At 62.1% G+C, this 15,680-nt stretch carries 13 protein-coding genes and 1 pseudogene; 11 read left to right on the forward strand and 3 right to left on the reverse strand.

Features of this window, described 5'->3' with window-relative positions; all coding sequences use genetic code 11:
- The first annotated feature begins 79 nt into the window (after positions 1 to 79).
- The 8 genes and pseudogenes from Q2M23_RS18240 to Q2M23_RS18275 all read left to right on the forward strand — a co-directional run bounded on the left by Q2M23_RS18240 (position 80) and on the right by Q2M23_RS18275 (position 7,418).
- Positions 80 to 1,012: an N-carbamoyl-D-amino-acid hydrolase gene (locus tag Q2M23_RS18240; protein ID WP_018273172.1), complete on the forward strand. Its 933-nt coding sequence runs from the start codon at positions 80 to 82 to the stop codon at positions 1,010 to 1,012.
- Entirely contained in the window at positions 1,013 to 1,162 is a 150-nt protein-coding gene (locus tag Q2M23_RS18245) for a hypothetical protein (protein WP_016841173.1), read from the forward strand. It begins immediately after the preceding gene.
- A 159-nt stretch (positions 1,163 to 1,321) separates the two neighbouring features.
- Positions 1,322 to 1,657 (forward strand): annotated as a pseudogene (locus Q2M23_RS18250) (urea amidolyase); the annotation flags it as partial.
- A 271-nt stretch (positions 1,658 to 1,928) separates the two neighbouring features.
- Positions 1,929 to 3,533 (forward strand): ABC transporter substrate-binding protein, encoded by a 1,605-nt coding sequence (locus tag Q2M23_RS18255; protein WP_316396362.1) that lies wholly within the window; start codon positions 1,929 to 1,931, stop codon positions 3,531 to 3,533.
- 17 nt (positions 3,534 to 3,550) lie between these two features.
- A complete protein-coding gene (locus tag Q2M23_RS18260) occupies positions 3,551 to 4,492 on the forward strand; it encodes an ABC transporter permease (protein ID WP_016841169.1) in 942 nt (313 codons plus the stop codon).
- A complete protein-coding gene (locus Q2M23_RS18265) occupies positions 4,489 to 5,412 on the forward strand; it encodes an ABC transporter permease (RefSeq protein ID WP_410469736.1) in 924 nt (307 codons plus the stop codon). The genes Q2M23_RS18260 and Q2M23_RS18265 overlap by 4 nt, the downstream gene beginning before the upstream one ends.
- A gap of 21 nt (positions 5,413 to 5,433) precedes the next feature.
- Positions 5,434 to 6,423: an ABC transporter ATP-binding protein gene (locus tag Q2M23_RS18270; RefSeq protein WP_316396364.1), complete on the forward strand. Its 990-nt coding sequence runs from the start codon at positions 5,434 to 5,436 to the stop codon at positions 6,421 to 6,423.
- Positions 6,420 to 7,418, forward strand: coding sequence for an oligopeptide/dipeptide ABC transporter ATP-binding protein (locus Q2M23_RS18275; protein WP_316396366.1), 999 nt, complete (start codon positions 6,420 to 6,422; stop codon positions 7,416 to 7,418). The genes Q2M23_RS18270 and Q2M23_RS18275 overlap by 4 nt, the downstream gene beginning before the upstream one ends.
- A 583-nt stretch (positions 7,419 to 8,001) precedes the next feature.
- Here the strand turns inward: Q2M23_RS18275 and Q2M23_RS18280 are convergent.
- On the reverse strand, positions 8,002 to 9,231 hold the full coding sequence (locus Q2M23_RS18280) for a site-specific integrase (RefSeq protein WP_316396368.1): 1,230 nt from the start codon (positions 9,229 to 9,231) through the stop codon (positions 8,002 to 8,004).
- A 1,110-nt stretch (positions 9,232 to 10,341) separates the two neighbouring features.
- Here Q2M23_RS18280 and Q2M23_RS18285 point away from each other — a divergent pair.
- Complete coding sequence (locus Q2M23_RS18285; protein WP_316396370.1) at positions 10,342 to 10,665, forward strand: DUF736 domain-containing protein; 324 nt, start codon at positions 10,342 to 10,344, stop codon at positions 10,663 to 10,665.
- A 171-nt stretch (positions 10,666 to 10,836) separates the two neighbouring features.
- Here Q2M23_RS18285 and Q2M23_RS18290 read toward each other — a convergent pair whose 3' ends face one another.
- Together Q2M23_RS18290 and Q2M23_RS18295 are read right to left on the reverse strand one after the other, a co-directional pair.
- Positions 10,837 to 11,472: an Lrp/AsnC family transcriptional regulator gene (locus Q2M23_RS18290; RefSeq protein WP_057020979.1), complete on the reverse strand. Its 636-nt coding sequence runs from the start codon at positions 11,470 to 11,472 to the stop codon at positions 10,837 to 10,839.
- A gap of 309 nt (positions 11,473 to 11,781) precedes the next feature.
- Entirely contained in the window at positions 11,782 to 13,188 is a 1,407-nt protein-coding gene (locus tag Q2M23_RS18295; protein ID WP_316396372.1) for a short-chain fatty acyl-CoA regulator family protein, read from the reverse strand.
- A gap of 133 nt (positions 13,189 to 13,321) precedes the next feature.
- On the opposite strand from Q2M23_RS18295, the gene Q2M23_RS18300 reads away from it, so the two are divergent.
- Together Q2M23_RS18300 and Q2M23_RS18305 are read left to right on the forward strand one after the other, a co-directional pair.
- The gene (locus Q2M23_RS18300; RefSeq protein WP_410469737.1) at positions 13,322 to 14,851 is read left to right on the forward strand and encodes an acyl-CoA carboxylase subunit beta; all 1,530 of its coding nucleotides are present in this window, start codon (positions 13,322 to 13,324) and stop codon (positions 14,849 to 14,851) included.
- A gap of 2 nt (positions 14,852 to 14,853) precedes the next feature.
- Positions 14,854 to 15,680 (forward strand): biotin carboxylase N-terminal domain-containing protein (locus tag Q2M23_RS18305; protein ID WP_316396378.1); only part of this gene is annotated, 827 nt, incomplete at its 3' end.

The raw sequence follows: 15,680 nt of genomic DNA on the forward strand, positions 1-15,680 counted from the left end.
GGGCAGCGGCCGTCGCGCCGGCACCTAGGCTTCGACGATGCTCCAACGCAACACCAGGTCAAACAACCAGGGAAAACTCATGCGCGTCATCAATGTTGCCGCCGCCCAGATGGGTCCGATCCAGAAGGCCGACAGTCGCGAGGCGGTCGTCAAGCGCATGATCGCGCTGATGGATCAAGCCAAGGCGCGCGGCGCCGACCTGATCGTCTATCCCGAGCTGGCGCTCACCACATTCTTCCCGCGCTGGTACATGACGGACCAGTCCGAAGTCGACCGCTGGTTTGAGCGCGAGATGCCCAATGCGGCGACCATGCCGCTGTTCGAGCGCGCGGCTCTCCACCAGATCGCGATGAACTTCGGCTACGCTGAACTGACGCCGGACGGACACCATTTTAACACCAGCATCCTGACGGACAAGTCCGCCCGGATCGTCGGCAAGTACCGCAAGGTTCATCTGCCCGGTCATGCGGAGTTCGATGCGGAGCGCGCCTTTCAACATTTGGAGAAACGCTACTTCGAGCCCGGCGATCTCGGCTTCAACGTCTGGCGTGAGCTTGACGGGATCCTCGGCATGGCGATCTGCAACGACCGGCGCTGGCCGGAGACCTATCGCGTGATGGGTCTGCAGGGCGTCGAGATGGTGATGATCGGCTACAACACCCCCTCGGTGAACGCCGAAAAGAGCGAGGAGGGACCCGCGAAGCGGCTGTTCCACAACCGCCTCTCCGTGCAGGCAGGCGCCTATCAGAATTCCACATGGGTCGTATGTGTCGCCAAGGCCGGCGTCGAGGATGGTCACCCCTTGATCGGCGGCACGCTGATCGTCAATCCCGACGGCGAGATCGTGGTCGAAGCCAAGACCGAGGAGGACGAACTGCTGGTTCACTCCTGCGATCTCGACGCCACCGCCTTCGGCAAGAGCACGATCTTCAACTTCGCCCAGCATCGCCGCATCGAGCATTACGGCCTCATCACCAGTCGTACCGGCGCACAGCCGCCTCCGGAAAACTGAATGTCGGGCATCGCCTTCAACGCGCTTGATCCGCAGACCCGATACAAGCTGTTGTGCGGGATCGTCGTACCGAGGCCGATTGCGCTGGTCACGACGCTTGACGACAACGGCAAGGTCAATGCCGCGCCGTTCAGCTTCTTCAACGTCTGAACGACTGCGCGGTCGATTTTCCCGCTGGCAGCAGCGAAGTGGAGGCGACGGGGTTGGCCACGCTGCCGTCAATCGACGTCGTCGTGCCCGCGGATTCCGTCGCCCAGCAGATTGAAGCAGAGCACGGCCAGCATCAGCGAAACGGCTGCCGACATCACCCACAATTTCTACGATCTCGGCATCGCGATGGGTGCGATCCAGGTGCCGGGGGACGGCCGTCCGATCGTTCTGATGGCCGATCGTCAATCAACCGGCGGCTATCCGAAGATCGCCACCGTCATCGGTCCCGATCTCGGTCGGCTGGCGCAGGCGAGGGCCGGAACGACGTTCCGCTTCGAGGCGGTATCGATCGAGGAAGCGGTCGCTGCGCGTCGCCAAGAGGCCGCCGCGCTGGCGCGGGGCGCCGAGCCGCTATTGCGTGTGCATCTCAGCCCTGAATTTTTGCTCGGCCTCAATCTGATCGACGGCGTCGTCAGCGTCGATCCTTGCGGATAACGCCCGCATCGACATCACGACCATGTCGAAATTCTTGGCAGGTACCTGACCGGCGCCCGCAAGCCGGTTGTGATTCACGTTGAAAATGCGTCTGTCCGAAAGCCGCTGCTATCCGATCCGGTCCCAACTCAGGTGGACTGCGCTGGCATACCATTTGCACGCAAAATAATCACTCATCATCGGTCCGACCGCCGGTTTGACCTCACCTGTACCGAAACCCGCCGCCGAAGCAGGCGGAGTCGCCGCAACACCCCGACGTTTGGAGAACTTCATGGATCGCAGGACTCTGTTGAAAGGATTGGCCGGGGCAGGCGCCCTGGCGGCGACCGGCGGTGTTTCGATGCCGGCCCTTTCCCAAGGCGCCGCGGCGCGCACCTTGCGCTTCGTGCCTCAGGCCAATCTCGCGAATTTCGATCCGATCTGGGGGACCCAGTACGTGGTGCGCAATGCCGCCGCACTGGTGTGGGACACCCTCTACGGCGTCGACGCGATGCTGCAGCCGCAGCGCCAGATGGTTGAGTCCGAGGAGGTCACCGATGACGGCCTGACCTGGACCTTTCGGCTCCGGTCGGGGCTGAAGTTCCACGACGGCGAGCCGGTGCGCAGCAAGGACGTGATCGCGAGCATCACGCGCTGGGCGGCCCGCGATCCGATGGGGCTCATGATCAAGGCGCTTCAGCAGGAACTGACCGCTGTCGACGACAGGACCTTCAAACTGGTCTTGAAGGAGCCTTATCCGAAGCTGCTCTACGCACTGGGCAAGAACAATACGCCGATCGGCTTCATCATGCCGGAGCGTATCGCGCAGACCGATCCGTTCAAGCAGATCACGGACTATGTCGGCTCGGGACCGATGAAGTTCGCGAAGGCCGAATGGGTGCCCGGCGCCAAGGCGGTGTTCGAGAAATTCACCGACTACGTGCCGCGGCAGGAGAAGGCGTCCTGGCTCGCCGGCGGCAAGCAGATGCTGATCGATCGTCTGGAATGGGTGGTGATCCCGGATCCGGCCACGGCGGCGGCGGCGCTGCAGAACGGCGAGGTCGATTGGTGGGAGAGCCCGATCACCGATCTCGTGCCGGTGCTCAAGAGCAACCGCAACATCAGCGTCGACATCGCCGACCCGCTTGGCAACGTGGGTTCGTTCAGGATGAACCACCTTTACCCGCCCTTCAACGACGTGAGAGCGCGGCGTGCGGTGCTGATGGCGATGAGCCAGGAAGATTACATGCGGGCGCTGGTGGGGGATGACACCTCGCTTTGGAAGCCGCTGCCGGGCTTCTTCACGCCGGGTACGCCACTCTATTCGGAGGCGGGCGGCGAGATACTCAAGGGCAAGCGCGATCTCGACGCGGCCAAGAAGCTGCTGGCCGAGAGCGGTTATTCGGGCCAGCCGGTGACTTGCCTGGTGGCGCAAGATCAACCGATCACCAAGGCGCAGGGCGACGTCACGGCGGATTTGTTGAAGAAACTCGGCATGAATGTCGACTTCGTCGCGACCGATTGGGGCACGGTCGGTTCCCGTCGCGCCCAGAAGACGCCTCCGGGGCAGGGTGGCTGGCAGATGTTCCACACCTGGCACGCCGGCGCCGACTGCATTAACCCCGCCCCCTACAACGCGATTCGCGCCAATGGTGACAAGGCGTGGTTCGGCTGGCCTTCGAGCGATGCCGTGGAAAAGGAAGTCGTGGAATGGTTCGGAGCCAAGAATCTCGATGAAGAGAAGGCGGCGATCAATCGCCTGAACAAGGCGGCACTCGACGACGTGGTCTATGCGCCGACCGGTTTCTTCCTCGGCTATACGGCGTGGCGCAAGAACGTCTCCGGAATCGTGAAGGGGCCGCTGCCGTTCTTCTGGGGCGTGTCGAAGACCGCATGACGGCACGGTAAACCGACATGGTCTCGTATATCCTGCGGCGGATTCTCGCGACGTTGCCCGTGATGGCGATCGTCGCGCTGTTCGTCTTCAGCCTGCTCTACATTGCGCCCGGCGACCCTGCGGTGGTAATCGCCGGCGATCAGGCGAGCCCCGCCGACGTCGAACGGATACGCCAGAGCCTCGGCCTCGACCGGCCGTTCCTGGTGCAGTTCGGGTCCTGGCTCTGGCACATCCTCCACGGCGATCTCGGCACCTCGATCTTCACGAGCCTGCCGGTCTCGACGCTGATTGCGCAGCGCATCGAACCGACACTCTCGCTGATGGTGCTCACTCTGCTGCTGACGATCCTGGTCGCAGTCCCGCTTGGCGTGGTGGCGGCGTGGAAGGCGGGAAGCTGGCTGGACCGCACCATCATGACGTTTGCCGTGTTCGGCTTCTCGCTTCCCGTCTTCGTCGTCGGATACGTGCTCGCCTACGTGTTCGCGCTCAAGTTCGAGTGGCTTCCCGTGCAGGGCTACACGCCGCTCAGCGAAGGCTTCTGGCCGTGGCTGCAGAATCTGATCCTGCCGGCGGTCGCGCTCGGCTGCGTCTACATCGCGCTGATTGCGCGCATTACTCGTGCCTCCATGCTCGAAGTGCTGCAGCAGGACTATATCCGTACCGCCCGCGCCAAGGGCCTTGGAATGCGCAACATCCTGTTCGTTCATGCGCTGAAGAATGCCGCCGTTCCGATTGTGACTGTGATCGGTATCGGCATCGCCCTCTTGATCGGCGGCGCGGTGGTGACTGAAAGCGTGTTCGCGATTCCGGGCCTCGGCCGACTGACGATCGATGCGATCCTGCGGCGCGACTACCCGGTGATCCAGGGCATCGTGCTGCTGTTCAGCTTCCTCTACGTGCTGGTCAATCTGATGGTTGACGTCGTCTACACCCTGGTTGATCCGAGGATCCGCTATTGACCATATCCACCACCAGCACTGCGGCCCTGCCACCGGGCCTGGTTATCGCGCCGCAACTGCCTGAACTGCTGCGGCCGGTGAAGATCCGGCACGGTCTGATCGGTTTTCTCCGCGGTCATCCGACGGTTGCGATCGGCGGCGCATTGCTGCTGTGCCTGATCCTGATCGCGATCTTCGCGCCCTATCTCGGAACCGTCGACCCGACCGCGCTGGCGCCCGCCAAGCGGACCCGCGCGCCCTCGGCGGACTTCTGGTTCGGTACCGACATGCTGGGCCGCGACATCTACTCGCGCGTTCTTTACGGGGCGCGGGTCTCGCTCACCGTCGGCCTTTCGGTGGCGGCTCTCGCCTCGATCGCCGGCCTTGCCATCGGCCTCGTCTCGGGCTTCGTGCGATGGGCGGACGGCATCCTGATGCGGTTCATCGACGGGTTGATGTCGATACCGCCGATCCTGCTCGCGGTCGCGCTGATGGCGTTGACGCGCGGCAGCGTCGGCAACGTCGTCCTGGCCATCACCGTTGCCGAAATTCCGCGCGTGACGCGTCTGGTGCGCGGCGTCGTGCTGTCGCTGCGCGAGCAGCCCTATGTTGACGCCGCCGTCGCATCCGGCACGCGAACGCCGATGATCATCCTGCGCCACATCCTGCCGAACACGCTGGCACCGATGCTGGTCCAGGCCACCTACATCTGCGCCAGCGCCATGATCGTGGAGTCCATCCTCTCCTTCATCGGCGCCGGCACGCCGCCGACGATTCCGTCCTGGGGCAACATCATGGCCGAGGGCAGGGCGCTGTGGCAGGTCAAGCCTTACATCGTGTTCTTTCCCGCAGCGTTCCTCTCCGTCACCGTCCTCGCCGTCAACCTGCTCGGTGACGGTCTGCGTGATGCGCTCGATCCACGCCTGGCCAAGAGCCTGTAGGACAGACGAGGTTTCGATCCGATGGCACTCCTCGAAGTCGAGAAACTGCAGACCCATTTCCGCACTCCCGACGGGATCAACCGCGCCGTCGACGGCGTGTCCTTCCAGGTCGCCGAAGGCGAGACGCTGGCCATCGTCGGTGAATCCGGCTGCGGCAAGTCGGTCACCTCGATGTCGCTGATGCGGCTGATTCCGGAGCCGCCGGGCAGGATCGCGGGCGCTGTCCGTTTCCAGGGCAGGGACCTGCTGCAACTGTCCGAGCGCGAGATGCGCGGCATTCGCGGCAATGACATTTCGATGATCTTCCAGGAGCCGATGTCGAGCCTCAATCCGGTGCTGACCGTCGGTCGCCAGATCGGCGAGACGTTGCGGCTGCATCAAGGACTGGACAAGCAGGCCGCGGAGGCGCGCGCCGTCGAGATGCTCAATCTGGTCGGCATCCCGGAGCCGGCACGGCGCGTGCGCGAATATCCGCATCAACTTTCGGGAGGCATGCGCCAGCGCGTGATGATCGCGATGGCGCTGGCCTGCAATCCAAAGCTCCTGATCGCCGACGAGCCGACCACGGCGCTTGATGTGACGATCCAGGCCCAGATCCTGCAACTGATGCTGGAGCTCAAGCGCCGCGTCGGCGCGGCGATCGTGCTGATCACCCATGATCTCGGCGTGGTCGCCGAGATCGCCGAGCGCGTCATGGTGATGTATGCCGGCCGCAAGGTCGAGGAAGCGCCGGTGGCCGCGCTGTTCCGATCTCCGCGTCATCCGTATACGCAGGGCCTGCTCGGCGCGGTGCCCAGGCTCGGCTCGTCCCTCACCGGCGCGGCGCGACGGCTTGCCGAAATTCCCGGGCAAGTGCCCAACCTCAAGCAGGCGATCGTGGGCTGCGCCTTTGCCGGGCGGTGCGCGCTTGCAACCGATCTCTGTCGTCAGGTCGCGCCGGGCCTCGAAGAGAAGGGGCCCCGCCACATCGCCGCCTGCCATTATGCTGCCAAGGAGGCGGCCGCGGCATGAGTGCTCCGCTGCTCCAGGTCAACGACCTCAAGAAGCATTTTCCGGTTCGCGGCGGCCTGTTCGGCCGCAGCTCCGGCGCGGTCCACGCCGTGGATGGCGTGTCCTTTGAGGTCGGACGCGGCGAGACCCTCTCGCTGGTTGGCGAATCCGGCTGCGGCAAGTCGACGGTCGGCCGCGCCATCCTGCGGCTGTTCGACATCACCGCCGGCCAGGTCGTGCTCGATGGCCAGCGCATCGACGATCTCTCGCCCGGCGGGCTGCATGCCATTCGCCGTCGTTTGCAGGTGGTGTTCCAGGATCCGTTCTCCAGCCTCAATCCGCGGATGCGGGTGCGCGACATCCTGGCCGAGCCGATCCGCAATTTCGGTCTCGCCAAATCCGCCGCCGATCTCGAGGCGCGGGTCGCGGAACTGATGGACACCGTGCGCCTGCCGCATGACGCGCTGAACCGGCGGCCCCATGAATTCTCGGGCGGTCAGCGCCAGCGCATCGGCATCGCCCGCGCGCTTGCGGCTGAGCCGGATCTGATCGTCTGCGACGAGGCGGTGTCGGCGCTCGACGTCTCGGTCAAGGCGCAGATCGTCAATCTGCTGCAGGATCTGCAGCAGCAGTTCGGGCTTGCGTTGCTGTTCATCAGCCACGATCTGGCTGTTGTCGAGCACATGACGCACCGTGTCGCTGTGATGTATCTTGGCAAGATCGTCGAAATGGCGCCGAGCCACAAGATCTTCGCCTCGCCGGGGCATCCCTACACCAGGGCCTTGCTCTCGGCGGTGCCGGTGCCGAAGCCCGGCGCGGTCCGAAACCCAATCGTCCTGAAGGGCGACGTCCCAAGCCCGATCAATCCGCCGAGCGGTTGCCGTTTCAACACCCGGTGCCCGTTCGTCTTCGATCGCTGCAAATCAGAGGAGCCGACACTTCGATCGGCTGGCGGCGGTCAATGGGTGGCGTGTCATCTCGAAACGCTGCCGGAGACGTCGGGCCCTGCCGTATGATCCGTCGGCGTCGCGATGCAGTCGGCCTAGTCTTACGGACGACGCGCATACGAGCCGTTCGAGGGCAACCCCAAGGGCTCTCAGGTGAGTTCCTCAAATGCCGCAAGCGGCGAACGTCCGCGTGGTTGGCGCGTTCGCCGAGAGGGCTGACGAGAAAGTCGAGCGGTCCAGAGCAACGAAGAGAGGTATTTCCGGCGCGGTGGCCAACAGGCTGTGGACTGAAAGCCGGCTAAGCAGCGATTTAGCGAAGTAACGGACCCTTGACTCAAACCCCCGATTCCTTCTCCCTGAGGCGCCCGACGCGTGCCAAGCGACGTCACGTCCGCCAATCCTACCGATCCGTGAGAGCTTTGGACACGACCTCGTGAGGTTCGGAGCGCTGGCTACGGAATTGAGTTTTGTCGGACACAACCCCCTTTCGGCCGTAGCTCCAACGGTGGGTTTTGGTTAGAAAGCTCGAAAGTGCGTTATCATTCAATAGTGATTGACTGATACTCTCTCCGCCGCAAAAGGAAGCTCCTGGGACTACAGGTGAACTTGGTAGTCATAACCCGCGCTAACAATCCAAATTCAGCTGCGTCTTCTATCTACGCAATGGCAGCACCGACCCGAAACTGTCCCGATTTCCTTCGGCCTTTCTGTCTCGCTTGGCAATCTTCTCGACAGCGTCCGCAAGATAATCCGGGTGATGATGACCGTAGGTATTGAGCAGAACGTCAAGCGACATGCCCAAATAGCCCGCCGCCTGCCACGGATCGGCGCCGCGCTGCATCAGCCAGGTTGCTGCCGTATGCCGGAGTGTGTGAGGCGAGACGCCCGCGCCGAGACCGGCCAGTCCGACGGCGGTCTTGAAAGCCGTCTTCACCGAGGTGACGGGTTTTCCGTTGAATTCCACGAAGTGCTTTGCGTGATGGTCGATTTGATGCCACCGCTTAAGATGGGCAAGCAAGCGAGGCGGGATCGGCACCGGCGGTTGCCGCTTGTTGGTCTTTGCGTCACCATGGCGGCGACGGTAATAAATGCCGCGCTCCAAATCGACGAACGCGCGGCCGACCGCCCGAATGGGTGAGGCCGCCGCAATCGCGCCGGCGCGGGAGCCGCTATAAACGCCGATCAAAATGAATCGCGCCAGGTGCCGTAAGGGCCGTTTTCCAGTCGCGACTTTCTGGCCTCTCAGGGGTCCCCGCGCCATTTTCTGCATCTCGCGGTACCGCCAACAGGTCCAGATCAGCTTCGCGGCGTCGGATCTCGTGAGCCACCTATCGCGGGGCTCGCCCTTGGCCGGCAGTGTGATCTTGACGATCCCTCGATGGTAGCCTTCAGCCACATGATGATTGATGGCGGCGCGCAGGTCTTCAAGATCGCGCCTCGCACCTCCCTTGTTGCCGCGCTCCTTGGCGAATTGACGGCACTGCTCGCCGTCGACGTCGGCCAGCATTTTGGCACCCCACCAATCGTTCAGCCGTCCGATCCGCTTCTTGAACTTGCGTATGGCGGGAACTGTCTCTTCGTCATCTCGGGCGACCTTGAACCTTTCGCGGAGCTTGGCGAGCTCGGCATCGAGGTAGATCGACAGCACATCGCCGATCGGGATCGATTCAATGTCCTGGGCCTTGCGCTTGGGGACGTATTTCGAGGCAATGTAATCCTTCAGCGCCTGCTCGGCGGCCTCAATTTCATCTGAAGCGCAGCCTGTGCCGATATCCCGGCCATTGTCTCGGATGATCCACGTTGCTCTGTGGGTGATCCTGCCGGCCTTGTCTCGTCGGGCGGCTTTGAGCTGGAGCCTGGCCCCTTTGCTTCGACGCGGCATAATTCCCTCATTCGCTCAATATGAAATAGTGTCGTGTAGTCCTTACCCGCGATGCGCTCGATGACGAGCCGCCCGCGAGCGTTTTCTCGGCGTAATCCGGAAGCGGTCATCGAACCATCCGGGAACGCCACGGCTGCTGCCACAGAAAGCCGGAGAGGGTCGTGCGGGCCAATGTTCTCCCGGCGTTTTGAGAAATCGACCATGTTAGCGAGAGCGCAATATGCGAAGCACTAACGAAGATCGGATTTCACGCGGACGCCATTGCTCCTTTTCTGGTTCGCTGAAGCGTGTGCTTGCCTTGAATAGCCGGACGAGGATTGGACCCGTTGGTGCTCGCCCGCAATGATCAGGAAGACCGCGCCGCTCAACGCAACCGCCAGAAGGCGTTCTTCCACGCGAGCTAGACGTCTCGAGGTCATCGGTGCCCATCGGCACATACAATCGGCTCGTGGACGGCAGCTCAATTGCGACAAGCGACAGTTTGGGCAGGCTAGGGCGGCTGCGAAGAATGCTTGGGGCAGGCGCGCCAACATTGTCCTAGATGCGGATATCGATCACTTTCGCGATATGCTCCATCCGCTCTTGGGGCCAACACTGCTCCGACTGGGTGATGCTTGCTCCTTATTCACGCGCGCGAAGTCAGCTAAGTCGGATCGTAGCCATGTCGTTCTGTGAGCCAAGGAGTTGAGTGTTATAGTTGTCTTCCTAAGACCGCTTGGCCTCCGACTTATGTGCCTCGCGCGATTTTAACGGGCTGAGTGTCTCGCCGATACTGGTAGATTTGACAGGTTGTGCATTGGCCTGACGCGCCGCCTGAGACGCTCGGTTCGGAGTCTCCGATGCGGTCAGCGTCCATCCTTGGCTCCTCCGTGGACGATTTCCCTGCTTATGGACGTGACGACCTATGGGAGGCGCTTCGCCATCTGAAACCCTCGCCAGCCCCTTTTTTCCCCGCCGGCAAGCCGTCTCCTCGCGATCGCTCCGCTGCAAAAAAGCCGCTCCCTCGGGTGCGCCGCTGCGCTTCGCCCCGGCGGATTCAATGGCGTTTCGCTTCCCATGACGGTCTCGCCAACGCAGGGGATCGGCCCGCGGCAATGAAGGAGACAGACCATGACTGCAATCGGATTCGTCACTCGCACGGACAACGGCGGCTACAGGGGCGAGCTCAAGACCTTGTCGATCCGCGCCCACATCGACATCATTCCCAACAGCGGCAAGTCGACTGAGGTTCAGCCGGATTTCCGCATCCTCGACCAGGGTGTCGAGATCGGAGCCGGCTGGATCCGGCGCGGCGAGAGCAGCGGCAAGGACTACGTCAGCCTGTCACTTGCGGCACCTGAACTCGGGTCTCGCAAGCTCTACGCCAACCTTGGCCGAGCCGTCGGCTTGGGCGATGACAACGGCTTCTTCCTGATCTGGAATCCCGGTGACTAGCTGTCGGTCCTGGCCTCCCGCACCTCACGCGGGAGCCTTTCTCCAGGCACCAGTTTTTGACCGTCGCGTTTCGCGCGCGCACTGTCGAACACGGAACGGCACTCGATCTTTGTGCGTTGGAGCAAAAGCACGAACAACGAGCGACGAGACTGTTCTCCTGTGCGCCGTTGTCTAAGGGAGGCTTGAGGGGTACTGCCCGTCACCCCGCAAAATCCGCGAAGTCTCGAGATTCATGCCGCCATCGATCCGCGCCTGGGGCGAGGCGTCGTATTGCTGTTTGGCGGGCCTGTCGAGGCGCCTGGAAGAGCTGCACGGCTTGACCTGAACTGGTCGGTTCGTGTCGATAGGGAGCACCGTCTTGTGAGATATCCGCTTCAGGGCCAGGTTTGAGCGAATGCTCGAAACGCCGGTTATGCGCGAGAGCTTGTTTACGATGAGATCCTCAAGAGCCTCGATATCAGACACCATAACGCGGAGAAGATAATCGTTGTCCCCGGTCATCAGGTAGCATTCCATCACCTCGCCAAGGCGATCGATTGAACGCGTAAAGCTCTCGAGTGATGGCTGGGCCTGCCTTTCAAGCTTTACTTGTATGAATGCCGTAACGCCGATGCCGAGAACTGCGGGATCCAGCACCGCAATTCGCCGGTCAATGACCCCGAGTTTTTCGAGCGTTCGAACTCGAGCGAGACACGGAGACGGTGAGAGATTGACACGGGAAGCGAGTTCAACGTTGGTCAAACTTGCGTTCTGCTGCAGTTCATTCAAGATCTTTATGTCGATCCTGTCCAAAGCCGTCGTCGTCATTTCGTTCTCCCATGGGCAAGCATTCGTCGTCCCATCGAGGCCCGGCCCCTTGCGTTATTTCGCGTGGTGACATCTCGATGAAACAAATGCTATCCCTCGCCCGGGCATGTAGAATTTCGATAAAATGACGACTTGTATCGAAAAACGGTCAATCTGATCTTGCCGCCCGAACATGCGGCTTGCGCGCCGGTGCCTGCTGCCGTCGTGATGAGCAACGCGATTGCAATCTGTGCACTGATTTGGTCGCGGGAACTGAACCTGTGTCCTGCCGAGCCCGCGATCGGGGGGGCCGGCTTTGTAGTCGGCGGCCTAGCCGGGTAATTGATAGGGCAGTATGTCCCTCCGATCGCGGTCTATTCTCAATCTGCTCTTGAGCGGCGGGATCGCGCGTTGAGAACAGTTGGTCCGCTCGCAGATTCGACAAGAAATTCCGATCGGATCGTAAGTGCCTTTGCTTGTCAGGTCGAGCCCGTCTGCATACACGAAATCCTTTGCATAGGAGACCTCGCATCCCAGCGCGATGGCATAGCGCGGACGAGGAGAGCCGAAGCCGCCCCGGCCTTTCGAAAGTTCGGTTGCGATGCAGAGAAATCGGATGCCGTCCGGTGTCTCGGCGAGTTGCCGAATGATTTGGCTTGGAGCCTCGAATGCCTGGTGCGCATTCCAGAGCGGGCAGGCGGCTCCGTAGCGTGCAAATTGCAGTTTTGCCGCGCTGTGGCGTTTGGTGATGTTCCCGGCGCGGTCCAATCGGGCGAAGAAAACGGGTACACCCTTCGAGCCTTGCCGTTGAAGCGTAGACAGGCGATGAGCAACCTGCTCCAGGCTTGCGCCGAACCTGGTCGCGAGCAATTCGAGATCGTGCCGCAGCTCTCGAGCGGATTGCAGGAATCGTTGGTACGGTAGAACGAGAGCGCCCGCAAAATAGTTTCGCAATCCGGCCGCGCAAACGTTTCGGGCATCGACTGATCGAAATGTCGCTCGATCTGCAATCTGATCAATCCGATCTTCTTGTTCAAGAGCCGCGATTTGCAGGGCAATCTGGAAGGTTCGGGTTGGTGTCGGCAGATATTGGCTCAGAAACAGCGTGCGCGATGCGCGATCGAATTGTCGCAATGAAGTCTCATTGGGACCGCTGTGGCGTATCTGCACGCCATGTTTCGATTCCAGGTAGCTGATCAACGCGGTCGTCGCGTTGCTGTCGGGAATATTCAGCCGGTCGGCAACAGCCTCGGCCGCTGTATCCAACTCATGGACGTAATTGTCGACCAGGTGAAAGAAATCGCGAACTTCCTCATAAGCCGTCGGTTCTCCCGCCAGGTTGGCGATCTGGCCATCCAGGCTGGCGAGCTGCTCGCTGTTGCGCCGATATGCCTGGTGCGCGTTGAGGAGCGCTTGAGCAAAACCGGGAGCGTTCTGAACCACCAGTTTCAACTCTTGTATGCTGGGCGTATAGGAGGCGAAGATCGGATCAGCCAACGATTCGGCCAGCATCGAAATGACCTTGTCGCTGTCGTTGAGCGACAAAGAGCTCAGGTCGACCTGAAATTTTTCGGCAAGCAGCACCAGTACTGAGGCCGAGACCGGCCGCTGATTGTTCTCGATCTGGTTCAGGTAACTGAGCGAGATTCCCAGTCGCTCCGCGAACGCCGCCTGGGTGAGCATTTTGCTCTCCCTTACCTCGCGGAACCTGCGGCCGATATAGAGCTTCCCTGCCATTTGCAACTTCGCAATTTACTGTTTGCAATTATGTAACATGTGCAAATGTGCGTCTTCAAGCCTTCTCAGGACCCGGATCGCTTGTATATGGCGCGGTAAGGCCTGCTCGCGGACCCACCGGGGGTGTTGTGTGATCTCCACGATTGAAGCTCTTGAAGAGCGGCGCGCCGGCGCAAGACGCGGCGGCGGCGAAAAGCGCATCGAGGCGCAGCACGCCCGCGGCAAGCTGACCGCCCGCGAGCGGATCGAGCTTTTGCTGGACAAGGGCTCGTTCGAGGAATTCGACATGTTCGTCGAGCACCGCTCGATCGAATTCGGCATGGAGAAGACCAGGATCCCCGGCGACGGTGTCGTCACCGGTTGGGGCACGGTCAACGGCCGCAAGACGTTCGTCTTTGCCAAGGATTTTACGGTGTTCGGCGGCTCGCTTTCCGAAACCCACGCGCTGAAAATCACGAAACTGCAGGACATGGCGATGAAGGCGAGGGCGCCGATCATCGGCCTCTATGACGCCGGCGGCGCGCGTATCCAGGAGGGCGTCGCGGCGCTGGCGGGCTATTCCTATGTGTTCCGCCGCAACGTGCAGGCCTCGGGCGTGATCCCGCAGATCTCCGTCATCATGGGCCCCTGCGCCGGCGGCGACGTCTATTCGCCCGCGATGACCGACTTCATCTTCATGGTGAAGAACACCAGCTACATGTTCGTCACCGGCCCCGACGTGGTGAAGACCGTCACCAACGAGGTGGTGACCGCCGAGGAACTCGGCGGCGCCTCGGTGCATGCCACGCGCTCCTCGATCGCCGACGGCGCGTTCGAGAACGACGTCGACGCGCTGCTGCAGATGCGCCGCCTGATCGACTTCCTGCCCTCGAACAACAGCGACGGCGTGCCGGAATGGCCGAGCTTCGACGATATCGGCCGGGTCGACATGTCGCTCGACACGCTGATCCCCGACAATCCGAACAAGCCCTACGACATGAAGGAATTGATCCTCAAGGTCGTCGACGAGGGCGACTTCTTCGAGATCTCGGAGACCTTTGCGAAAAACATCGTCACCGGCTTCGGCCGCATCGCCGGCCGCACCGTCGGCTTCGTCGCCAACCAGCCGATGGTGCTGGCGGGCGTGCTCGACAGCGACGCCTCACGCAAGGCCGCGCGCTTCGTCCGGTTCTGCGATGCCTTCAACATCCCGATCGTCACCTTCGTCGACGTGCCGGGCTTCCTGCCGGGCACGAGCCAAGAATATGGCGGCCTGATCAAGCACGGCGCAAAGCTGCTGTTCGCCTATTCGCAGTGCACGGTGCCGCTCGTCACCATCATCACCCGCAAGGCCTATGGCGGCGCCTTCGACGTGATGGCGTCGAAGGAAATCGGCGCCGACATGAACTACGCCTGGCCGACCGCGCAGATCGCCGTGATGGGCGCCAAGGGCGCGGTGGAGATCATCTTCCGCTCTGACATCGGCGACCCCGACAAGATCGCCGTGCGCACCAAGGAATATGAAGATCGCTTCCTGTCGCCCTTCATCGCCGCTGAACGCGGCTACATCGACGACGTCATCATGCCGCATTCGACCCGCCGCCGGATCGCGCGGGCGCTGGCGATGCTGAAGGACAAGAAGGTCGAGATCCCCGCGAAGAAGCACGACAATCTGCCCCTGTGACCATGTTCAAGAAAATCCTGATCGCCAACCGCGGCGAGATCGCCTGCCGGGTCATCAAGACTGCGCGCCGTATGGGGATTGAGACGGTCGCCGTCTATTCCGAGGCCGACCGCGACGCGCTGCATGTCGAGATGGCCGATGAGGCCGTGCTGATCGGACCGCCCGCCGCGGCCGAGAGCTATCTTTTGATCGACAAGATCGTCGAGGCCTGCCGCAAGACCGGCGCGCAGGCGGTGCATCCCGGTTACGGCTTCCTGTCCGAGCGCGAGGCGTTTCCGCGCGCGCTGGAAGCCGCCGGCATCGTCTTCATCGGTCCGAACCCCGGCGCCATCGCCGCGATGGGCGACAAGATCGAATCCAAGAAGGCCGCGGCGAAGGCGAAGGTTTCGACCGTGCCGGGTCATCTCGGGGTCATCGAGGACGACAAGCACGCCGTCCAGATCGCCGACGAGATCGGCTACCCCGTGATGATCAAGGCCTCCGCCGGCGGCGGCGGCAAGGGCATGCGCATCGCGCATTCGAAGGCGGAGGTCGCCGAAGGCTTCAACCTCGCCAAGGCCGAGGCGAAGTCGTCGTTCGGCGACGACCGCGTCTTCATCGAGAAATTCATCGTCGATCCCCGGCACATCGAGATCCAGGTGCTCGGCGACAAGCATGGCAATGTGATCTATCTCGGCGAGCGCGAGTGCTCGATCCAGCGCCGCAACCAGAAGGTCATCGAGGAGGCGCCGTCGCCGCTGCTCGACGAGACCACCCGCCGCAAGATGGGCGAGCAGGCCGTCGCGCTGGCGAAGGCCGTGAACTACGATTCGGCCGGCACCGTGGAATT

Origin of the sequence: Bradyrhizobium sp. 33ap4, from assembly GCF_032654765.1 — a bacterium.
Taxonomy (GTDB): Bacteria; Pseudomonadota; Alphaproteobacteria; order Rhizobiales; family Xanthobacteraceae; genus Bradyrhizobium; species Bradyrhizobium australafricanum.